This is a genomic window from Enterobacter cloacae complex sp. I2 (assembly GCF_014896205.1).
In the GTDB taxonomy this organism is placed as follows: domain Bacteria; phylum Pseudomonadota; class Gammaproteobacteria; order Enterobacterales; family Enterobacteriaceae; genus Enterobacter; species Enterobacter quasihormaechei.
The window spans coordinates 1-22,564 of sequence record NZ_JADBRA010000024.1; the positions used below are offsets into that span (position 1 = coordinate 1).

Below are 22,564 nucleotides of genomic sequence, written 5' to 3' on the forward strand. Positions count from 1 at the left end.
GAAGGATATAATTGAATGTAGAGGTGGCAAAATACCATTAAAAAGTTTTGCATGCTTTTAAGATAATATATCCACATCCTATGGATGTGAATTTTAATAAAAAACTAATTTTAGCAACTATTCCTTTTGATGCCCAACACGGAACATACCAATCTGTTATTTCTTATTTTGGCGGCGAAGATAATATCTTGAGTGGTCCGGGGTTATGGGATAGTGCTAAAGAAGATGTCGATGAGCAGAAAGATACATTTAGTGTAGGGGACACAATCTACTTAGGAAAAATATCATCCAATGGGAAATATGTTGCACCTAACGATTTAGATTGTTCAGCTGATTCATTCCCTGGTGTATGGGATGTGGAAAAAAGATGAAGGTTGTATTTACATCAGATAAAGATGATTCAGTTGTTGAAAGTAAATGCCAGGAACTATTTTTAGGAAGTAAGACTCTGAATGAGTTAGGAGGGATTCTCCTCCCCAGGAACATTGGGCATGGGGCTAAGTGAATAAACCATCTATCATGGGAGGACTCAGTAGTACGGAGAATAAATCCAGGGAAAATGGCGTTTAAGGACGTAAGATGGCCTGCGTTTAAGCACGGCTGGTATGTGCTTAACGATTCTACAGAACAAGAAGCCGATTATTTTGCCATTAAGGAATAAATATGAAATGTTTAAAGCCGCTAGTCGTGTTATTTTTGTCGATGACCTTTTCTGCATTTGCAATGAGTTCAAATTCAAAATTAACTCCTCAGCAGACTGTCATTAATTTTATAAGTGATTATGAACGGTGGAATGAAGAAGCTACGCAAAATCTAAGTCAAGACACAGATTTCCAGGCAAAAGATGAGTACATTAAATTACTTGACAAATATTGCACTCAATCTACAAGCAGGATTGGTTATGATGTCTATGGGCAATACTCGTTGCATATTTCTGATGGGGAAAAAATACTCAGCACTAAAAAAAATGATCAAGAGATTATAATTAAAACAGGAATGCCGTCAAAATTTGGAGAGACGGACACTGATATGGATTATTTTGAATACCACCTAGTTTTGGATAAAAATAAATATTTAATTAAAGAAGTATATCAGTTATCAAAATCTGGTAAGAAAACCAAAACATTATAACTCCATGAGTTTGATTCTTAGATACTCTCTTGCAAAATGTTTGCTAGTGCATCTGATTTGAAGCTTGTTAAGTATAGTGTTTGAAGTTTTATTGTAGTTATTTGGCTGAGAAAATATGTTTTATTCCCTAAAGCATCTTCCTGAATGTTATCCACGACCCACCACACCAAAAATATCCCGCTGGTTTGCTGTCCTGGCGGCAATGCTGGCCATCAGTGTGATCCTCATGCGGATATTCGGGCGATACATCGATAACAACCACTTCTGGTTGTTTGCTATAGGCTCGCCTGTTGTTGTGTGGATTTTTAGTTTCGGTTTTCGCATGTGGCTCTGGTCATTACAGGACAGTAAAGCGAATAGTTTTGACAGGCGCCGGGAACAGTGGATTTTGCGTGAGACCCGCAGGGCACGCCGTGCGCTTCAGATACTGAATACGACATTTATAACTGCCCATCAGGAAGACGAACAGCGTTCTGTCGCTGTTGAGATGCTCAATAATCAAAGCATTATCATTTCTCAGTCCGACTGGGAAGGTGAAAAAAGCAAGAGGCTGAGCCGTATTACCACAGAGCCTGAAGATACTCCTGAATCGGTCGTCTCACGTCTGTTCTCTGAACTCATTGCTGATCTGCCAGTTGACCAGTTTCCGGAAAACGCCTCGCTTGTTGTCATCCTTGATGTTTCGTCATCACTGCCATTCCCTGCTGTCAGAGATATCTGGCAGGAAGCCTGGCACGAAAGTGGCATAACCTGTGCTGTTGAGTACATAGACAGTAATGGGCCGGGGGTAGTCAGCCACTGGCTGGATCACCGTATTAAAGATGAGGCGATGCTTTTGATTATCAGTCTCCAGATTGATCCGGTTGAATCAAACAATACTGCTGAAGCAGCCGTTGCGCTGCTTCTTGGTAACCGCCTGACACAGGAGGCACTCGAACCTCTCGCGTTGTTACACCGGCCAGATGCTTCCCCTCCAGGTGAACTGAGCGAGGGAATGAACATGGCCGCCTGGAACGTCCCGCTCAAAGAAAATATCGTAAAAAATTTATGGCTTGCCGGAATGACGGGTGAGCAACGCGCAGAAGTGATCGCGTGCCAGAATGCGCATCCTGCGCAGTCTGTAGCGAACGACTCCGTTATTTCACTCGATATATCCATGGGGCATGCCGGAGCCGCAGCCCCCTGGCTGGCCATCGCAGCCGCCACTGAAATCGCCCGACAAACACAGTCCCCACAGATGATTATCTGCGGTGATACGACACAGAATGTGCTGTGGAGCACGCTCATTACCCCGATTGCTTCCCGACAGGAGATGGATCCGTGAAGCTACCTTTTGTTTTTGCACCGAAGTCTACGGAAGGCCGCTATCTTGCTGTCACATTGATTTTCTTTTTGTTGTTAGCCGCTATGACGTTCATGGTCTGGAAGCATCCGGATATTGCCGGGATTCAGGACGGTAGTCAGCAGCAAACTTACTGGCTTATCGCTGGCGGATGTATTTCAGGATGCACACTTATCATGCAGGTTGTGCACCTGTGGGCTGCTCTCAGTGCCGGTAAAAAGGAGTTTAATGCGCTTGTCGCCAATACCCGTGGTGATGATGAGAAAAAGAAGTGGGAAAATGATAACGTCCCTGTTAACCCTGCGGTGGTCATGTGTGACAGGATTCGGGTGCATCTCCGTTCCCGTATTAGTCTTTACTGGCGTGGCAAAGTCCGTCTTCTGCTGATCACCGGTGATGAAGCCGCAATTGAACAGCTGGTACCCGGCCTGCAACAGCAGCAGTGGCTCGAAGGTAACCGCACCGTGCTGATTTACGGCGGCAGCCTGACAACAGAACCCGACCGCGAAAAATACGCCGCGCTGCGTAAACTGCGTCGCGGGCGTCCGCTGGACGGGATTGTCCGTGTACTGCCGCAGTCGCTTAAGCTGACCCCACAAATCAGTGACAACGATTTACGCGGTCTGGAAAAAATCAGTGAACTGCTGCGCTATTCCGCTCCGGTCTGGCTGTGGCAGCTGTGCGACAGCAACTGGTCTCAGAGGACGCGTCCTGAGCAGGCAGTCGGGGCAACCTTTTCTCTGCGCGCAAAAGAAGACGATATTATCCGCCAGCTGGAGCGGATGCTGCCTGCATTGCGAACGCAGGGTGTGAGTCAGGTCACTGAGAACAACCGCCACGACTTCCTGCTGCGCCTGGGCCGGCATCTCCGGGACGGCGGTATCGTCCGCTGGGCTCAGCAACTGCTGCCATGGCTCCCTGTTTCTCAGCAACGCGTTCCGCTGCGGGGGCTGATGTTCAGCCTGCCGGAGAATCAACCTGCCGGTACGTCAGCGGGCACCGCCGATGCTGAACAGTATATCCCGGAATCACAGCGCCATGCCCTGACCCTGCCGGCAACCTGGCAGGGTATCGTTGACGACTGCACCCGCGTGCGTGGCCGCCGTGTCGGTATGGCGTGGGAACAGACACTTGCCTGGATCCTGATGGCCATCATTGGTGTCTGGGGGGCAGGGACGCTGCTGTCGTTTGCGGTTAACCGTTTACAGATAGTCTCTGTTGCGCAGCAGGCGCATGCCCTGGTGGAGCATCCTTCCGTATCGGATTACCAGCTGACGGCCCTGCATACTCTGCGCAATGATGCCGGCCGCCTGCAACACCGTATCCAGGACGGAGCGCCGTGGTATCAGCGCTTTGGCCTGGACCATAATCAGCAGCTGCTTGATGCGATGCTGCCCTGGTACGGCGTGGCAAACAACCGCCTGATACGCGACCCGGCAAATGAGGCCCTTAAGCAGAAGCTCAGCGCGCTGTCGAATACTCCCCCCAACAGCGACCAGCGGGTACAGTTGGCGAAATCGGGTTACGATCAGCTGAAAGCCTGGCTAATGATGTCCCGTCCTGATAAAGCCGATGGTGCATTCTATTCGCAGACTATGAAAACCGTGCAGCCGACACGGTTGGGCATATCAGCCGGCCTGTGGCAAAGCCTGGCGCCGGATTTGTGGGCGTTCTATATCACCGAACTACCCGCACAGAGACAGTGGAAAATCACACCGGATGAGCAACTGGTCAGCCAGAGCCGACAGGTGCTGTTGCAACAAATTGGACGGCGCAACGCAGAAAGTACTCTGTACGAGAATATGCTCAAATCCGTTCGTCGTAATTTTGCCGATGTTTCTCTTGAGGACATGACTGGCGGTACCGATGCCCGTCGCCTGTTTAACACCGATGAGGTGGTGCCAGGCATGTTCACCCGCCAGGCATGGGAGGGAGGCATTCAGCAGGCCATTGAGAAAGCGGCAAGCTCACGCCGTGAAGAAATTGACTGGGTACTGAGTGACAGCCGGAAAACGCTCTCCTCAGATCTGTCGCCGGAAGCTTTGAAAGCTCGCCTGACGCAACGTTATTTCACGGACTTTGCCGGTAGCTGGTTGAGCTTCCTTAACAGCCTGCAACTAAATCCGGCAGACAATATTGCAGACGTCACCGACCAGTTGACGCTGATGAGTGACGTCCGCCAGTCGCCGCTGATTGCCCTGATGAATACCCTCGCATGGCAGGGGCAGACTGGCCAGAAGAGTGAAGGGCTTTCGGACTCCATCATCAAATCGGCTAAAGACCTGGTAGGAGGGCAGGACAAACCGGCGATTGACCAGTCAGCGTCAGGCCCGCAGGGGCCATTGGATGAAACCTTTGGGCCGTTGCTGATGCTGATGGGTAAAAACACAGGCGGAAATTTCATGTCAGCTGATAACTCACTGAGCCTACAGACGTATCTGACACGCATCACCCGGGTGCGTCTGCGTCTGCAACAGGTAGCCAGCGCCACTGACCCGCAAGAAATGATGCAGACCCTGGCGCAGACCGTGTTCCAGGGCAAAAGCATAGACCTTACCGACACCCAGCAGTACGGCAGCCTAATTTCGGCAAGCCTTGGAGAAGAGTGGAGCGGTTTTGGCAACACGATGTTTGTGCAGCCACTGACCCAGGCCTGGGAGACCGTGCTTCAGCCATCGGCAGCGAGCCTCAATGACAAATGGAGCCGCTCTGTAGTGGCGAACTGGCACACCGCATTTGACGGACGTTTCCCGTTTGCCGTCAGCAAAAGTGATGCCTCCCTGCCGATGCTGGCTGAATTTGTGCGCAAGGACAGCGGACGTATTGAGCGCTTCCTGACTACGGAGCTCAGCGGTGTGTTGCACAGGGAGGGCAGTCTGTGGGTACCGGATAAGGTCAATAGTCAGGGGCTGAGTTTTAACCCAGCCTTCCTGCGAGCTATTAACCAACTGACCCAGCTGTCGGACATTCTCTTTACCGACGGTAGCCAGGGCATCACCTTTGAATTACAGGCGCGTCCGGTACCACAGGTGGTGGAAACGCAACTGACTATTGATGGGCAAAGGCTACATTACTTCAACCAGATAGCTGACTGGCAGTCCTTCCGCTGGCCTGGTGACACGTACAAGCCAGGAACCATGCTGACATGGACCACGGTTAACGCCGGTGCGCGTCTTTTCGGGGATTTCAGCGGACCTTGGGGTTTTATTCGTTGGCTGGATCAGGGTAAGCGCCAGCAGCTTGACCGCAGTCAGTGGATGATGAGTTTTACCGCGCCTGATGGTCGCACCTTACAGTGGGTACTGCGCTCACAGCTGGGCCGCGGCCCGCTTGAGCTACTGGCGTTGCGTGGCTTCACGCTGCCGGATCAGATATTCAGCGTCGACAGTGTGGCTATGGCGCAGGCTCTGATGAATAACACAGAAAACAGAGACATGGACGGAATCGAATAATGGACTCTTTGCAGAATCTTATCATTGCCTGTCAGGTGGATGAAACCCTGCTGCGACAGCAGGCGCGGTCACGTACCGAAAGCTGGAAACTCTGGCTTGCTCCGGTCAGTGAGACCAGTCCTACAGGAGAAGACCCGGGTTATGACGATGATTTTCAGCGTATCCGGGAGGAGGTCAATAAACTTTCCGGGATTGATACCGGGCTAATTTGCCAGCTGGCTGAAAAGTTGCTGACCACTGTCGCCAAAGATCTCCGGGTTGCGACTTACTACTGCTGGGCGCGCCTGCACCAGGACGGTGAAACCGGTTTTGCTGAGGGGCTTGAGCTACTGGCAGGATTGCTAAAGCGTTATGGAACGCAACTCCATCCACAGCGCGAGAGAAGCCGTAAACCGGCGCTGGAGTGGATCGCAGGCTCTCGTCTGCTTGACAGTCTGTTGCTCTGGCCGGAAGTGGTACGCGACGATGTCCTCCGTACGACAGGTGCGCTGCTGCTCATCCAGGACAGTCTGGAAACTGAGTCAGAAGCTTCGCGTCCAGATCTCAGTGCCCTGTACAGCGCGCTGGGCTCCCGTCTGATGAAAGCCGGTGGTCTTGATGCTGTAATACCGCAGAATGCCAGCAATCAGTCACGCGCTAAGTCAGCATCTCACACAACAGAACAGGATACGCCATTACTGAACCGCATCACGTCCGGTCAGGATTTGCTGGCTCAGGCACGAACCCTCACGAGATATCTGCGTGAGCAACCTGATGGCTGGCTTGCCGCGCACCGGCTGATGAAAAGTCTTCGTCACGACACGCTGAGAGCTATCCCTGCACCGGACGCCGAAGGGAAAACGCGCATCGAACCGCCTCGGGCTGACCAGCGGGCGATGCTCAAGCGTTTGTACTTGCAGCAAAGTTGGATGGAGATACTTGAGCAGGCGGACAGCACTTTCTCACGTGGTGCCAATCATCTCTGGCTGGATTTACAGTGGTACATCCATCAGGCCCTGATCAAGTCGGGCCAGGAAGTGCTGGCCGATATCATCACCGCTGATCTGAAAGGACTGTTGCTGCGTCTCTGCGGTCTTGAAACGCTGGCCTTTAACGACGGCACACCGTTTGCCGATGAAATCACGCTGAACTGGATAAACCAGAGTGTGATGGACCAAATGTCCAGTTGGCGGAATGAGCCGGTCACTACTGTCAGTGAGACGAACAACGATATTCTGGCCCTTGAGCCGGAAGCGCTGGAGAAAGCAGACACCGATGGACTGGATGCCACACTCCACTGGATTCAGACGCGCCCGGGTATGGACTCTACGAAAGACAAATGGTTACTGCGCCTGCTGATGGCACGTGTGGCAGAGCAAAAAGGTAAAAATGAACTAGCCCTTCATCTGCTGGGTGAACTTGACGGTGCAGCACAGTCCATCACCCTCACGCAGTGGACGCCGGCGCTGTTGTTTGAAGTTAAATCGCGACGTCTCAGGCTGCTGCGCATGAAAGCTGCCCGCAGTGAGACTGATAAATCGCGGCTTCAGCCAGAGATGGACCAGCTTCTGGCCGGTCTGATTGCACTTGACCCGGCCGGCAGTGCGGTACTTTGCGGATAGACAGGACTGAATTCAGCGAAAAGGAGAACATATGCCAGCAAAAGGCTTTTATCTGGTGCAGGGCGACAGAACGACCTGCGGGGGGAGAATTATCACGGGCGCAGAAGATCATACTCTGTTTGGTAAACCTGTTGCCCGGGAACAGGACGGCGTGACCTGCGGTCTATTTATAGGGCTTTACAAGGTAGCCGGTGGCATCGATAACGATACCATTCACGGCAGGCGAATGGCCGGGACTCTCGACAGCTACAGCTCCTGTCCGTGTAAGGCAAAGTTCATTCCATCGATGATGGATGATACGTACGAGAAGAGTGTAGGGAGCGCTAATTCTGCAGGGGGAACAACGGTAGCCACAGCCACTACACCGGCAACTACCTCTTCAGCAACGACTACCGTTCAGTCGTCAGATCTTAAGGGTAATCCGCATTGTCAGCATACTGATGGCGCAATAAAGGTCGCTGAATACATTCTCAAAGAAATTAAGACGAATGTCATAAGTCAGACTGCTGAAACAATCAGATATTTAATCGATGAGGATACTTTGAATCTAAGGCGTGCCGAGTGGAGTAAACTTCCTTTTTATGCAAAGTTGGGTACATATCCAAAACCAGATTTGCCTGCTGCAATGGCTGTCTGGTATCAGACTGTAAAAACGGGATCTACCTGGGATCACAAATCGAAGATTCGCGATATATTTTCGTCGGTTGCAGTTGCACGACCATTACCCAGAAAAGGGAAACCATCAAGATCTTATTACCACAAGTTCAAACAGCGTGATTATTTTTATGATGTTTGGTAAAATATACATTATGGCTATGTTGGCCTTAGTGTCGGATTTTCAGAATCATTGCTCTTAAAGGGTTCCACCTGGGAACAAAACATGACGCCTGGAGCAACTGGTGACGATACGGTGGACGATGTTACGAGCATGAAAATCGGTTTTGCGCTGTTCCATCAATACGGGAAATATGCAGATGGTTTGACTGTTGTTAATATACTTGACGCGCTCGAGCAAACGTCTGAAGTACTACTACCTCACTCAAAGGAAAAACATTGGTGCTGGAATACAGATAATCCAAATAAAATTGAGGAATGATTATGAAAAAGAAAATAGCTATGGGTTACCTGGTATTGTTTTCGGGGCTATTGGTGCTAATTTCTCACATCTTCCCGATACGTCCTTTCGTTACTATTACAAATAATACTAACAAACCTGTTTTCATATATGCTGGCGAGAGCATCTATGGCGTCGACCCCGAACCTGAAGAAGTTGAGCGAATTGTAAGGTCAAAACCTGAAATTATAGCTCCAGGCGAGAAAAGCAAATTTACTGCCTCATTTATATCTCTGATTAGAAGCGATGCAGCATTAGATATTGGATGGAGGATCGGTGGCCGATATGCATATAATTCAACTGGTGGTGGAGGCCAGAATTTCATTCTTTCCTCAACAGCAGGTGCGTGTTCTGTGTCGATCAAAATAAATAACGGGTTTAATAATGAGATTCTGGAGAATGTTCCTGGCGATTTGTGTTTTAAAAAAATAAAAGCATTTAAGTACAAATATTGACCTGCAATCTATTGTTTGGAAAAGACTATTTAAAGTTGAAATTTCCAATGTTTAATAAATGATAATGAATTAATATAAATATATGAACGATTTAACCCTGCGTTACTACGGCGCTGAAATGCGCTACCTACTTGAAGCCGGCGAGGAATTCGCCCGTGCTCACCCTGAGCAGGCGGCAATGCTCAATCTCGATAAAGCGGGCGCACGCGACCCGCACGTGGAGCGCCTGTTCGAGGGCTTTGCCTTCCTGATGGGCCGTCTGCGCGAGAAACTTGACGACCTGCCTGAACTGACCGAAGGACTGGTCAGCCTGTTATGGCCACATTATCTACGCACCATTCCGTCGATGTCGTTGGTGGAGTTCACACCCGACTGGCGGGAGATGAAAGAGCCGATGCGTATCGTTAAAGGCTTCTAAGTTAGCTCCCGGCCAATCTATACGGAAAAATAAATATTATTGGTTGGTGAGGGTTAAGGAATTCAGAGGATGAGTTAGGTTACATTTCAAACTGACAAAACACAGTGTATGAATACAGATAATTCAGGAAAGATAGGGTATTTTTTGGGAAAATAAAAAATCCGTTATCTATTGCATTCTTTTGGGGTTATTAATGTTAGTAGCACATATTATCCAGTTACGTTCTTTCGTTACAATTATATATAATACTAATAAATTGCGGCTCGTATAAGCAGGTGAGAACATCTCTGCTGGGTGAACTTGACGGTGCAGCACAGTCCATCACCCTCACGCAGTGGACGCCGGCGCTGTTGTTTGAAGTTAAATCGCGACGTCTCAGGCTGCTGCGCATGAAAGCTGCCCGCAGTGAGACTGATAAATCGCGGCTTCAGCCAGAGATGGACCAGCTTCTGGCCGGTCTGATTGCACTTGACCCGGCCGGCAGTGCGGTACTTTGCGGATAGACAGGACTGAATTCAGCGAAAAGGAGAACATATGCCAGCAAAAGGCTTTTATCTGGTGCAGGGCGACAGAACGACCTGCGGGGGGAGAATTATCACGGGCGCAGAAGATCATACTCTGTTTGGTAAACCTGTTGCCCGGGAACAGGACGGCGTGACCTGCGGTCTATTTATAGGGCTTTACAAGGTAGCCGGTGGCATCGATAACGATACCATTCACGGCAGGCGAATGGCCGGGACTCTCGACAGCTACAGCTCCTGTCCGTGTAAGGCAAAGTTCATTCCATCGATGATGGATGATACGTATGAGAAGAGTTAAGCCGGGGCAATTTCAGTTGCAGAAGGATCTGGAAAGAAATCGTTTCTGGCTGGCTCACAGACTGATACAATGTCAGCGCCGGGCACTGATAGTAGCCAGTCTGGTCAAAATGACCTCGTGCGAATGTGTATTGCAGAACAGAATGAACTGGACGATGGCGTTTTCCTTTGGACAGAAACCCAAGGTGCAGGACATGATTTCGTTTCAATACACATTAAAAATATAATCTATGTGTTCACCTACGGACGATATGATCATGAAGCATTTAGCCCTGTAGGTGAAGGAGTGTTGATTAAATATTCCGGCGAAAGAGCAGAAGGATTTTACACAAAAGAACTTTATCGAATGAGAGCGTCAGTTTTTAAAATACTGGACGTTAATGAATATAAAACACTATCAATATTTAATGCTTTATGGGCATCCAGCAGTATTCACCCTGATGAAAAAAATACCAGTGCGGAGATAAAAGAAGATGGCCGCGTTATTGATGAATATAACCTGGTAGTCAACAACTGTACTACAACGTCAGTTACGGGACTTAAAAAAGCAGGCACAGGAATATTTGACGTGAGACTACTTGACTCTTTTGGCTACAGTGAAGACTTTGCGATCCCATCGTCCCTGAATGCTTATCTGGAGGATTTAGCTATAAATCCAGCTGATATGCGAATAATAAGAATGACTGACGAATTTAAGAATAACTATCATAACGCTTCAAATTATAAGGAAATTGAAGGTGCAGGTAGCGGTAATGAGACTGCTGGGGCAATAGGTAAGGTAAGTGGGCTCGCCGGAAAAGGTTCGAGCGGTTATGCTCCCACAACATTCAGCCAGTCCCAGGGAGTTGAGAATGATTAAACATCTGTTGCTTATTTGTGCACCCGTAGCTTTATTTTTACTGGTCAGTACAGCCGTTCTTTCCCTTTCATTTATAGATATCAAATACACGTATGAACCTGTGTTAACTGGAACACGCCTGGATTATCTTGTTGACGAAACCTATTCCATGGCTTGGTTATTCTTTTGTACGTCAAATATTGCATTTTTTGCTATTTATAACGTATTTTTACTGGTTTTTAAGCGATTAAGTAAAAAATGTTAGTCGGTAATATCTCATTTCATTAAGTTGTAAGCTGTCATGGCTTCGCTTTATTCCTGAACACAGTAAAACACTCAATCATATTGGTTATCTATGGACAACTTAACCCTGCGTTACTACGACGCTGAAATGCGCTACCTGCTTGAAGCCGGCGAGGAATTCGCCCGTGCTCACCCTGAGCAGGCGGCAATGCTCAATCTCGATAAAGCGGGCGCGCGCGACCCGTACGTGGAGCGCCTGTTCGAAGGTTTTGCCTTCCTGATGGGCCGTCTGCGCGAGAAGCTTGACGACGACCTGCCGGAACTGACCGAAGGGCTGGTCAGCCTGTTGTGGCCGCATTATCTGCGCACCATTCCCTCGATGTCGGTGGTGGAGTTCACTCCTGTCTGGCGTGAGATGAAAGAACCGATGCGTATTGCCAGAGGTTTCGAGGTCAATTCGCGGCCGATCGGTGAAAAAGGGACGCGTTGTCGCTACACCACAACTAAAGAGATAACCCTTCAGCCACTGGCGTTGGAGCATGCCCGCCTGTCGACTGATCCTGATGGGCGCTCGGTCATCAGCCTGCGCTTTAGTTGTAGCAATCTTGCCGACTGGAGCTGTGTCGACCTCAGCCAAATCCCGTTCTACTTCAACGCTGACGCACCGCTGGCCTGCGCCATGCATGAAGCCTTCACCATGAACACTGCACGCCTCTGGCTGCGCATGCCGGGTGTAGTAGACAGAAGGCTGCTGGACGGGTATTTCACCGCACTGGGATTTGGTGATGATGACAGACTTTGGCCGAAGGGTGAGAGCAGTTTCAGCGGTTACCAGTTGCTGCTGGAGTATTTCACCTTCCGCGAGAAATTCATGTTCATGGGGCTGCGCGGGCTTGAGAAGGTGGTCTTTCCCGCCGAGCTCCCTTGGTTTGAAATCGACGTGGTGCTGGCGGAACGCTGGAAGCATGACTTCAGCTTTACCGAAAAGCATCTGCGCCTGAACTGTGTGCCAGTGATTAACCTGTTCCCGCTGGAGTCCGATCCGCTGACGCTCAACTCTCTGCAAAACGAATACATGCTGCGCCCGATGCGTGTGCAGGATGGCCATACCGAGATATACACCGTGGATTCGGTGATGTCGTCGAGTCAGCATATCTACGTGCCGTTCTCAAGTTTTCGCCATAAAGGCGGAATGATGCGTCATGAAGCGCCGGAATATTACTACCATACCCGCGTGCGCCGCGGCCCTTCCGGTCTGCATAACACCTGGCTCATCCTCGGCGGCGAAGCATTTGACAACCATACCGTCCCGGAAGACGAAAGCCTGTCGCTGACGCTCACCGGCACAAACGGTCAACTGCCACGACGTGCGTTGCAAAGCACCGTGCTTGATACGGTGATGAAAACCACTTCGGTCAGCATTGCCGTGCGCAACCTGTGTGCGCCGACGCTGCCATGTTACCCACCGGCGCAGGACCGTTTCCACTGGCGCGTGCTGAGTCACCTTGGCAGCGGATTCCTGTCCATGATCGATAACGCCGACGTGCTGCGCGGTACCCTGGCGCTGTACGAGTGGACCGACAGCGAGATGAACCGCCGTCGGCTGGAAGCCATAATTGACGTGAAGCACAGCGAAACCGAACGCTTTGAGCAGGGCTACCTGGTGCGTGGCGTGCAGATTGAGGTGACGCTGGACAGCCACGGCTTTGCCGGACGCGGCGAAATCTGCCTGTTTGGTGAGATGCTGAGTCGTTTTTTTGCGCTCTACACCGACATTTATCTGTTTAACCGCCTGATTATCATCCTGCAACCTACCGGAGAGCGCCTGGCATGGGAAGAAAAGCACAACCGCCGCATTCCCGGTTGACCTCGCGGCTGGAAGCCGACATGCACCGCATGAATTTTTATCGTTTCTGCCAGTTGCTGGAAAAGCGTAATCCGGGCTGCCCACTGATTGGCTCAACCAGTCATCCCGCAGATGACCCTGTACGCTTTGCACCGCATCCGGGGATGGGGTTCCCGTCTGGTGAACTGAAGAGTGTCGAATATGACGAAGAAGACGACAGCAAGCCTCCGGTTATCCGTACGACATTTATGGGGATGTACGGCGTCGATTCCCCTCTTCCGACGTCGTATCTTGATGACATCACTCAGCGTCGTGAAGGGCATGAAGCGCTACAGGGCTTTCTGGATATCTTCAGTCACCGCATTCTGACGCAGTTCTATCGTATCTGGCGAAAATATTCTTACCCGGCCACGTTTGAGCCTGGTGGAACCGACAGCATTTCGCAATCGCTGCTGGGGCTGGTAGGACTCGGTATTCCCGGCACCGCAAACCACATTGCCACACCCGTATCCCGCTTTCTGGCGCTGTTAGGTGTGCTGCAACAACCGGGGAAAACTCAGGAGGGGATACAAAGCCTGGTTACCCTGTTGGCGCCGAATACCACCGTGAACGTCAGCCCGTACTGCCTGCGTCCAGTGGAGGTCAGTCAGCCACTGGGTTTCTTTGGTGATAACGATTTTCTGCTGGATGGCAACACCCCACTTGGCGATGAAGCGATGGATGCCAGTAGCCAGTTGCTGATCGCACTGGCTACCGATAACGAAGAGGAGTCGCAGGGCTGGAAACCGGATGGTCTGCTCTACCAGGATTTTCTGGTCATGCTGCGTGTCTACCTTGGGTGGCGTTTTAAGGCAAAAATCACCCTGACTACTCTGACCTGCCTGCTGGCTGTTCCGCCGCTCGGCGAGGGACCATTCTGGCTCGGCATGAACGGCGTTCTGGGGGCTGGTGAGGATGAGAATGCAGCTGATATTCCGCAGAACTTTACGACGGAACTGGGCTGTTACACTGGCCTGCAACGTGAAACACCACAACAAGGAAACATTCGTGTTACGTACAAGTTTGATTAAACCCGCGTGCTGGCTGCCTGTACTGCTAGCGTTTAGCCTGACGGGCTGTGGGGTGACGCAGGGTGTCGTCGATGGTACCAAATCGGCGTTTAATGCTGTGTTCTACAAAAATATTAAGGTGCTCCATCTGGATTTCACGGCGCGTGAAGCACTGAACACTGATCCCCGCGAGAGTAACTCACTTTCTGAGTCGGTGGTGGTCCGTGTTTACCAGTTGAAAGACCGCAAAACCTTCGATAAAACGGTCTACCAGCAATTGCTAAAGGATGGCGAAACCATTCTGAATGCCGACCTGCTGACAACCCGCGATGTGGTAATAAAACCGGGCGGGGATGCGAATCTTGATATGCCAATGGAAGAAGAAACGCAGTTTGTTGCGGTAGTCGGTTTTTTCCGTCACCCGGACACAGTAAAAAATACCTGGCAGCAGGTACTTAAACGTGAAGATCTCGATTCAGATAAGCCGCGCATTCTGGAGGCCGGAAATAACTACCTGGCGTTACAGCCGCTGAAGGATGACTGATGCCAAAGGGTCACAACACGCCATCGCTGTATGAAATGCTGTGCGGAAATTTTTCTGGCGGCCTGAGTCTCGGCCAGGTCAGCGAACAGAACCAGGTGATTTTATCGGTACTTGATAACATGCAGCGCGTGCTCAATTGTCGCGCCGGGACGCTGGCGCACCTCCCGGACTACGGACTGCCGGATATGACTAAAATCCTCCAGGGCATGCCCGGGACCGCCCACCAGCTCATGACAACATTGTCAGCCGTGCTGCTGAAATACGAGCCGCGCCTGAGCAAAATTAACGTTGTAATGCAGGAACAGTTACAGCCCGGTGAACTCCGCTATGCCATTGACGCGGAGTTAAAGGGCGTCGGTCTGGTTCGATACGGTACGGAATTTATGCCCGAGGGGAGAGTACTAATCCGCCACCTGAAACATCAGCAGTACCTCGACACTCGCGACGCAATCTAGCTTTCACATACAGAAATCACCATGACACCACAACCTGAACGCCACCTTAAAACCGGCGGAGACCCGCGCACGCTTGCGGATTACGCCGCCTTGCGCGATGAAATGAACAAGCTCATTCATCCGGCACGGCCGGACGTTAACTGGCAACACGCGGAAACGCTCTGCTTGTCACTGTTCGAGCACAACGGTGTAGAGCTGCAAACAGCTGCCTGGTATACGCTCGCACGTACGCATTTGGCTGGACTGTACGGCATGAATGAGGGGCTGGCGGTACTTGCTGCACTGGTCGCCCGCCAGTGGGGAAACCTCTGGCCACAGCCTGTTCATGCGCGAATCGAAATCCTGAGTGCCCTCAGCAAGCGCCTGAAACAGGTAGTACGAACGCTAACGCTGACGTACGCCGACTTACGGCAGCTGTATCAGGCTGAGGAGCATCTGAATGCGATGGGGGACGTGTTGCAGCGCCTGGAACTCAAGCATGCTGCTCAGCTTGATGCTCTGCGCACGATGATGCAGAACGCAGCTGTGCGTCTGGAAAACAGCGAAAATACGGGCGTGAGTTTGCCCGGTGACGCGTTGGGTTCCGCGGAAATTCATCTCGTCGAACCGACAGAGCGCAGTAAATGGGTATATGTGGTTCAGCCCGAGTCGGTGCCGAACGTCCAGTTAGATAAAGAGCCTCCAGTGTCGGTGAAGCCCTGGAAGCCATTCGCTGCTGGTATGTTGACCATGCTGGTGGCAGCCAGTGTCGTCGTAGGAGGATGGCAGATATTGCATGCGCCAGATTCGGCACAAACGCAGCTCGCCGTGGCTCTGGCTCCTTTACCTCAAGGACTTTCGAAGGCGCAGTTACAGGCGCTGCAACAAACGTCACCGTCATCGGAAATGGGGATTGGCAGAACACAACAGCTGTTAGCGCAGCTTATACAGTTGAAACCCGACTGGGCAGTGAGCTACGGCGACAGTCTGGTGCAGCAGGCGCTGACGCTGTGGCCGGCAGAGGCCAAACCCCTGGCGCTGCATTGGCAAAAACAGATGAGTGTTGCTGCGCTAGCAGAGTCAGATCTGAATGGCTGGCATCAGGGTATGGCGCAGTTGCAGCTGCTGACGAACAGGCTGAATGCACTGGATGAACAGAAAGGAAAGTACATGACGGTGAGTGAGCTGAAATCAGCCGTGTTTGCCATGTCGCAGTCCTTTAGCCATACCATTCCGCTTGAAGAGCAGCTTCGTCTGCTCGCCGCTTTACCTGCCGGGCAACCCCTGTCAGCAGCGCAGCAAAACAAGATCGAACAACATCTTCAGCAGTTGATTATCAGCTACGCTCTGCTGAAGCACAAAAAAGAACAATGAGACTGGCGAAAAACACGGAGTTGACATGTCAGCAAGAGAGCGTTTTTTTAATAAAGTGCAGCAGAATAACGTGAATAAACCGATTCATATTAATACGGCTGAAGCCGAAGTCAGGGCATTTTGTCAGCGAATGGATGATCTTGCGCAGCAAATTAGTGTTTGGTTTGAGGGTTCTGGAATCGACGTCATGTTATCCCAAAAACATATCACCGATTTAAGCACGGTCGGCTACAGCCTCAGTAGCAGTATATGTCGTTATGCCATCACGACTGTCACTCTGCAAAATGGAGACCGCAGCGTCACGATTATACCAGAACAGGTAATCAGGGGAGCCGAGAAGGGGTGTATGACAATGTGCATTAAAGCCCCCGGCAGTATAGCGGGGGAGAGGATATACCATTTAAGCATGGCGCCTGAAACAGGCTGGTATATACGTCGCGAACATCAAAGTGCGAAAGAGAATGTCCTCATGACAGAGGACTATTTTTTCCATGCCGTTGACTGTCTGGCCTGAACGTAAGCCACCCTCGGGGGAGAAGTCACTGAAACGTAGTTAATATATATTAACTACGTTAACTTATTAAGCATGACTAAACACTGTTGCCCAACGGTACTCATCCTAAAATAGGTAAATGCTAATATTTAAGGGGAGCGGTAACCAGACTATAAACCGAATATTTACCGCATAGAATGCTTTTTCTCTGTCTTAAGTGAAACTGCGCAAATCAAACTGCAAAACAACAAACCAGCGACGAACGTGAGGACAAATTTCTGTGGCAATGCTATAACCCTAAGTGCCCACCAAAATATAAAGCTGTAGGAAAAACTATGCTAAGAAATATTAGTGTCAGAACCTTCATTGTCTATTTCCTTTTATGTGTATTTTTGGTAAGTGATGGAGTTATAGCGCTATTTTCAGGGAGTTTTTCGCTTTTTATTGCAGTCGTTATCGTACAATGCATCGCCTTGATTTTACTCTGGGCGTATATGACAAAATATCTTGTGACGCCGATCAATACTGTGAAAAAAAGTATTGAAGAAGTGACGTCAGGTAATCTCGGCGTGTCGATACCTGAATTTGGCAACAACTGTGCGGGACGTCTGATCCCGGGCATTAATAGCCTGTCCAGCAACATTGCAACGCTGGTCCGTGAGATCCGCGCCTCCGCGCAAACCGCGATGACGCTTTCAGATCAGCTCTCTTCACGCAGCGCGCAGCTTTCGGTCAAAACAGAACAGCAATCTGCCTCGCTGGTGGAAACGGCTGCCAGCATGGAACAGATGGCTGCAAGTACAAAAAATAATGCCGACAATACCCGTTTAGCCAGCGAGCAGGCGAATATCGCGACGTTGCAGGCGCGTAAAGGCGGAGAGTTAATGGGTCAGGTCTCAAACAATATGCAATCAATTACCGACTGCGCCCAGCAAATGACGGAGATTATATCCCTGATTGACGGGATCGCTTTCCAGACCAATATTCTGGCGCTAAATGCCGCCGTTGAAGCGGCAAGAGCGGGCGACCATGGTAAAGGATTCTCTGTGGTGGCCGGTGAGGTCAGAAGCCTGGCGCATCGTAGCGCCGAGGCGGCAAAAAATATTAAATCACTGATTGAAGTTACCAGCCATAACGTGACGCAGGGCGTGAACGTGGTCTCTGAGGCCGAAAAAAACATGCACGACATTGTTACCGGTTCTGGTAACGTGAGCCGACTGATGGATGAAATTTCCGCCTCAACGTCAGAACAGGAAAAAGGCATATCACAAATTACGCAGGCATTGTCGGAGCTGGAACGCGTAACGCAAAGCAACGTGTCGATGGTTGAAGAACTTAGTGGTTCGTCAGATGTGCTGCGCAATCAGGTGATTGAGTTACAGGCGCGAACACGCAATTTCCGTCTGGAAAATGCGTACGAGACTGACAATGCGTTAACACGCCGCGAGTGGGCGGTGAATTCCTGAGCGTATTCAGGACGATGCCTCACATAATTATTGCTTAACCCTCGACGAAAGCTAGACTGACACCGGAAGAGATAAAACGGTGGAGGCGCAGTGGAGAGCATTAAAGGGTCTGAAGTTAACGTACCTGACGCGGTTTTTGCATGGGTATTTGATGGACGCGGGGGCGCAAGGCCGCTTGAAGATCAGGATCAAATCGACAGCGAACATCCGTGCTGGCTGCACCTTAACTACACGCATCCGGACAGCGCCGAGTGGCTCGCGTCCACGCCGCTATTGCCCAACAATGTCCGGGATGCGCTGGCGGGCGAAAGTCTCCGACCCCGCGTCAGCCGGATGGGTGAGGGGACGTTAATCACGCTGCGTTGCATAAATGGCAGTACGGATGAACGTCCGGATCAGCTGGTGGCAATGCGTGTTTACATGAATGAACAACTGATTGTTTCTACCCGGCAGCGTAAAGTGCTGGCGCTTGATGACGTCATTAACGATCTGAAAGAGGGCACGGGGCCTACGGATTGCGGAAGCTGGCTGGTGGATGTATGTGATGCGCTAACCGATCATGCCAGCGAGTTTATTGAAGAACTCCACGATAAAATCATCGATCTGGAAGATAACCTGCTCGATCAGCAAATTCCTCCGCGTGGTTTTCTGGCGTTGCTGCGTAAACAGCTCATCGTGATGCGCCGCTATATGACCCCGCAGCGTGACGTATATGCGCGACTGGCCAGCGAACGCATGACCTGGATGAACGACGATCAGCGTCGCAGAATGCAGGATATTGCCGACCGGCTTGGCCGTGGTCTGGACGAGATCGATTCATGTATCGCCAGAACGGCGGTCATGGCGGATGAGATAGCGCAGGTGATGCAGGAATCCTTAGCCAGGAGAACGTACACCATGTCGCTGATGGCGATGGTCTTTTTACCGAGTACGTTCTTAACCGGGCTTTTTGGCGTCAATCTGGGGGGGATACCCGGCGGGGAATACCACTATGGCTTTACCACGTTTTGCGTCATGTTAGTGGTTTTGATTGGGGGTGTTGCATGGTGGTTGCATCGCAGTAAATGGCTGTAAATTTACGTTTTTATGATGCTGCGGCTGCTTCAAAACGACATTTTAATTGAGCGAAGTCAATAAACTCCGACCATGTTAGGTGCAATATTACTCCCGCAGGTGAATGCAACGTCAAGCGATGGGCGTTGCGCTCCATATTGTCTTACTTCCTTTTTTTGAATTACTGCATAGCACAATTGATTCGTACGACGCCGACTTTATAGTCGGCTTTTTTTTGCCTCCTGTTTATCTGCGTCTACCCTTTAGGGGTCAGCACCCAAATCTGGAGGAAAAGATGAGTATGCTACTTGCCCTGCAACGCCTGACCACCTGGCAGTCCGATCCGGTGCCCACCGATCCGACCCCGATACCCGATCCCATCCCACGTCCGCAGCCGATGCCGGATCCGCCACCGGACGAAGAACCGATTAAATTGTCGCATCGTTAGCGGAGATCTGCGAGGATACGCGCCATCTGACTGCAATCATTACCACGAGAGTATATTGTGACCGCTTTTTCCACGCTGAATGTTCTGCCTGAAGCCCAACTGACTAATCTGAATGAGTTGGGCTACCTCACTATGACCCCCGTCCAGGCCGCCGCCCTGCCGGCTATCCTCGAAGGCCGTGACGTGCGCGTGCAGGCGAAAACCGGCAGTGGAAAAACGGCTGCCTTCGGACTCGGCCTGTTGCAGCACATTGATGCAACCCTGTTTCAGACCCAGTCCTTGATACTCTGCCCGACGCGTGAGCTGGCCGACCAGGTCGCGGGTGAGCTGCGTCGCCTGGCGCGTTTTTTGCCAAACACTAAAATTTTAACGCTCTGCGGCGGGCAACCGTTCGGTGCGCAGCGTGATTCTCTTCAGCATGCGCCGCATATCATTGTGGCGACGCCGGGCCGTCTGCTCGATCATCTGCAAAAAGGCACCGTGTCACTCGATGCACTGCAAACGCTGGTCATGGACGAAGCTGACCGCATGCTGGATATGGGCTTCAGCGATGCGATTGACGAAGTGATCCGCTTTGCCCCGGCCACACGTCAGACGCTGCTCTTTTCTGCCACCTGGCCTGAGGCCATTGCGGCGATCAGCGGGCGTGTGCAGAAAAATCCGCTGACCATTGAAATCGATACTGTCGATGCCTTGCCGGCGATAGAGCAGCAGTTCTTTGAAACCTCTCAACAGGGCAAAATTCCACTGCTGCAAAAATTGTTGAGCCAGCACCAGCCGGCGTCCTGCGTAGTGTTCTGTAATACCAAAAAAGACTGTCAGGCGGTGTGCGATGCCCTGAACGATGCCGGGCAGAGTGCGTTATCGCTGCATGGCGATCTGGAGCAGCGCGATCGCGATCAAACGCTGGTGCGTTTCGCAAACGGCAGCGCTCGCGTGCTGGTTGCAACGGATGTGGCAGCCCGTGGCCTTGATATCAAATCGCTTGAGCTGGTGGTGAATTTCGAACTGGCATGGGATCCGGAAGTGCATGTCCACCGCATCGGACGTACCGCGCGTGCGGGTAACAGCGGTCTCGCTATCAGCTTCTGCGCCCCTGAAGAGGCGCAGCGCGCCAATATTCTTGCGGAAATGCTGCAACTTAAACTCAACTGGGTAAATGCCCCGGTGAACACCAGCGTTGCTCCACTGGCGGCGGAAATGGCCACGCTTTGCATCGACGGCGGTAAAAAAGCCAAAATGCGACCCGGTGACGTTCTGGGGGCGTTAACAGGAGATATCGGTCTCGACGGGGCAGATATTGGCAAGATCACGGTTCATCCTGCACATGTCTACGTCGCGGTTCGCCAGTCGGTTGCCCACAAGGCCTGGAAACAGTTGCAGGGCGGGAAGATTAAAGGGAAAACCTGCCGCGTTCGGCTGCTGAAGTAAGGAAAAAAGCGTCTCAGAAGCAGTGTCTGAGACGCTGTCAGGTTATTTCACTTCCACCACGTTCAGGCGCAGTTCATCGAACTGTGCCTCTTCTTCCTCCGGCTGCCAGCCGGCAGGCTGCATCGGGATATCTTCGCGGTCAAAGGCCAGGTCCCCGCCATTCACTACTTCTGAACCGTGATTAATGCCTTTGAAATCGAACAGCTCAACGTCGGCCAGGTGCGAAGGCACCACGTTCTGCATCGCGCTAAACATGGTTTCGATACGGCCCGGATAGCGTTTATCCCAGTCACGAAGCATGTCGCCAATGACCTGACGTTGCAGGTTCGGCTGTGAGCCACACAGATTGCATGGAATGATAGGGAAGGCTTTAGCCTGAGAGAAACGCTCAATGTCTTTCTCGCGGCAGTAGGCGAGTGGGCGGATCACAATGTGTTTGCCGTCATCGCTCATCAGCTTCGGCGGCATGCCCTTCATTTTTCCGCCGTAGAACATGTTCAGAAACAGCGTTTGCAGAATGTCGTCCCGGTGATGACCAAGCGCAATTTTTGTAGCACCCAGTTCTGTTGCGGTGCGGTACAAAATGCCGCGACGCAAACGTGAGCAGAGCGAGCAGGTTGTTTTGCCTTCTGGGATCTTCTCTTTAACGATTCCGTAGGTATTCTCTTCTACGATTTTGTACTCAACGCCCAGGTTCTCCAGATACTCGGGGAGAATATGCTCCGGGAAGCCCGGCTGTTTCTGATCGAGGTTAACCGCGACCAGGGAAAAATTCACCGGTGCGCTTTGCTGAAGATTACGCAGGATCTCCAGCATGGTATAGCTGTCTTTACCGCCCGACAGGCAGACCATGATGCGATCGCCTTCTTCAATCATGTTGAAGTCTGCAATGGCTTCGCCCACGTTGCGGCGCAGTCGCTTTTGCAGTTTATTCAGGTTGTACTGTTCTTTCTTGTTAATTTCTTGATTTTCTTGCATTTATTTGTTACTCAGATCTCAAATGGGGCACAAGGC

Annotated in this window: 19 protein-coding genes and 4 pseudogenes; 22 read left to right on the top strand and 1 reads right to left on the bottom strand. The window is 51.1% G+C overall.

The annotated features are described in order from the left end of the window. Nucleotides 1-86: 86 nt before the first annotated feature. The 22 genes and pseudogenes from IM300_RS19000 to dbpA all read left to right on the top strand — a co-directional run bounded on the left by IM300_RS19000 (nt 87) and on the right by dbpA (nt 21,550). Nucleotides 87-371: a hypothetical protein gene (locus IM300_RS19000; protein WP_193037796.1), complete on the top strand. Its 285-nt coding sequence runs from the start codon at nt 87-89 to the stop codon at nt 369-371. Between the two features lie 292 nt (nt 372-663). Then, a complete protein-coding gene (locus IM300_RS19005; protein WP_193037798.1) occupies nt 664-1,131 on the top strand; it encodes a hypothetical protein in 468 nt (155 codons plus the stop codon). A gap of 115 nt (nt 1,132-1,246) precedes the next feature. Next, the gene (locus tag IM300_RS19010; RefSeq protein ID WP_193037800.1) at nt 1,247-2,455 is read left to right on the top strand and encodes a hypothetical protein; all 1,209 of its coding nucleotides are present in this window, start codon (nt 1,247-1,249) and stop codon (nt 2,453-2,455) included. Then, nucleotides 2,452-5,925, top strand: coding sequence for an ImcF-related family protein (locus IM300_RS19015; RefSeq protein ID WP_193037802.1), 3,474 nt, complete (start codon nt 2,452-2,454; stop codon nt 5,923-5,925). The genes IM300_RS19010 and IM300_RS19015 overlap by 4 nt, the downstream gene beginning before the upstream one ends. Beyond that, nucleotides 5,925-7,526, top strand: a complete 1,602-nt coding sequence (gene tssA, locus IM300_RS19020; protein WP_193037811.1) for a type VI secretion system protein TssA — start codon at nt 5,925-5,927, stop codon at nt 7,524-7,526. Before IM300_RS19015 ends, tssA begins: the two co-directional genes overlap by 1 nt. Nucleotides 7,527-7,557: 31 nt before the next feature. After that, nucleotides 7,558-8,622: pseudogene (locus IM300_RS19025) on the top strand (polymorphic toxin type 44 domain-containing protein). Between the two features lie 2 nt (nt 8,623-8,624). Further along, nucleotides 8,625-9,095: a hypothetical protein gene (locus IM300_RS19030; RefSeq protein WP_226842369.1), complete on the top strand. Its 471-nt coding sequence runs from the start codon at nt 8,625-8,627 to the stop codon at nt 9,093-9,095. Between the two features lie 82 nt (nt 9,096-9,177). Next, nucleotides 9,178-9,510, top strand: a pseudogene (locus IM300_RS19035) (type VI secretion system baseplate subunit TssF); the annotation flags it as partial. A gap of 290 nt (nt 9,511-9,800) precedes the next feature. Next, nucleotides 9,801-10,016: pseudogene (locus tag IM300_RS19040) on the top strand (type VI secretion system protein TssA); the annotation flags it as partial. A gap of 31 nt (nt 10,017-10,047) precedes the next feature. Continuing rightward, nucleotides 10,048-10,326: pseudogene (locus tag IM300_RS19045) on the top strand (PAAR domain-containing protein); the annotation flags it as partial. A 129-nt stretch (nt 10,327-10,455) separates the two neighbouring features. Further along, nucleotides 10,456-11,190, top strand: a complete 735-nt coding sequence (locus IM300_RS19050; protein ID WP_193037817.1) for a hypothetical protein — start codon at nt 10,456-10,458, stop codon at nt 11,188-11,190. Then, nucleotides 11,183-11,434: a hypothetical protein gene (locus IM300_RS19055; RefSeq protein ID WP_193037819.1), complete on the top strand. Its 252-nt coding sequence runs from the start codon at nt 11,183-11,185 to the stop codon at nt 11,432-11,434. The genes IM300_RS19050 and IM300_RS19055 overlap by 8 nt, the downstream gene beginning before the upstream one ends. A 90-nt stretch (nt 11,435-11,524) precedes the next feature. After that, the gene (gene tssF, locus IM300_RS19060) at nt 11,525-13,279 is read left to right on the top strand and encodes a type VI secretion system baseplate subunit TssF (RefSeq protein WP_193037827.1); all 1,755 of its coding nucleotides are present in this window, start codon (nt 11,525-11,527) and stop codon (nt 13,277-13,279) included. Further along, nucleotides 13,243-14,328 carry a type VI secretion system baseplate subunit TssG gene (gene tssG / locus IM300_RS19065; RefSeq protein WP_193037829.1) on the top strand — a complete coding sequence of 362 codons (1,086 nt, stop codon included), beginning with the start codon at nt 13,243-13,245 and terminating at the stop codon, nt 14,326-14,328. The genes tssF and tssG overlap by 37 nt, the downstream gene beginning before the upstream one ends. Then, a complete protein-coding gene (gene tssJ, locus IM300_RS19070) occupies nt 14,306-14,851 on the top strand; it encodes a type VI secretion system lipoprotein TssJ (protein ID WP_193037831.1) in 546 nt (181 codons plus the stop codon). Before tssG ends, tssJ begins: the two co-directional genes overlap by 23 nt. Beyond that, nucleotides 14,851-15,306: a type VI secretion system baseplate subunit TssE gene (tssE, locus tag IM300_RS19075; RefSeq protein ID WP_193037833.1), complete on the top strand. Its 456-nt coding sequence runs from the start codon at nt 14,851-14,853 to the stop codon at nt 15,304-15,306. The genes tssJ and tssE overlap by 1 nt, the downstream gene beginning before the upstream one ends. 21 nt (nt 15,307-15,327) lie before the next feature. Next, nucleotides 15,328-16,659, top strand: a complete 1,332-nt coding sequence (locus IM300_RS19080) for a VasL domain-containing protein (protein ID WP_193037835.1) — start codon at nt 15,328-15,330, stop codon at nt 16,657-16,659. Between the two features lie 25 nt (nt 16,660-16,684). Then, the gene (locus IM300_RS19085) at nt 16,685-17,173 is read left to right on the top strand and encodes a hypothetical protein (RefSeq protein WP_193037837.1); all 489 of its coding nucleotides are present in this window, start codon (nt 16,685-16,687) and stop codon (nt 17,171-17,173) included. Nucleotides 17,174-17,487: 314 nt separating this feature from the next. Then, nucleotides 17,488-18,618: a methyl-accepting chemotaxis protein gene (locus IM300_RS19090; protein WP_193037839.1), complete on the top strand. Its 1,131-nt coding sequence runs from the start codon at nt 17,488-17,490 to the stop codon at nt 18,616-18,618. A 90-nt stretch (nt 18,619-18,708) separates the two neighbouring features. Beyond that, entirely contained in the window at nt 18,709-19,692 is a 984-nt protein-coding gene (zntB, locus tag IM300_RS19095) for a zinc transporter ZntB (protein WP_063866610.1), read from the top strand. Nucleotides 19,693-19,972: 280 nt separating this feature from the next. Continuing rightward, nucleotides 19,973-20,119 carry a hypothetical protein gene (locus tag IM300_RS19100; RefSeq protein WP_369750614.1) on the top strand — a complete coding sequence of 49 codons (147 nt, stop codon included), beginning with the start codon at nt 19,973-19,975 and terminating at the stop codon, nt 20,117-20,119. A gap of 57 nt (nt 20,120-20,176) precedes the next feature. Further along, nucleotides 20,177-21,550: an ATP-dependent RNA helicase DbpA gene (gene dbpA / locus IM300_RS19105; RefSeq protein ID WP_063449900.1), complete on the top strand. Its 1,374-nt coding sequence runs from the start codon at nt 20,177-20,179 to the stop codon at nt 21,548-21,550. 42 nt (nt 21,551-21,592) lie between these two features. Here dbpA and ttcA read toward each other — a convergent pair whose 3' ends face one another. Beyond that, complete coding sequence (gene ttcA / locus IM300_RS19110) at nt 21,593-22,528, bottom strand: tRNA 2-thiocytidine(32) synthetase TtcA (protein WP_063866612.1); 936 nt, start codon at nt 22,526-22,528, stop codon at nt 21,593-21,595. Nucleotides 22,529-22,564: the final 36 nt, after the last annotated feature.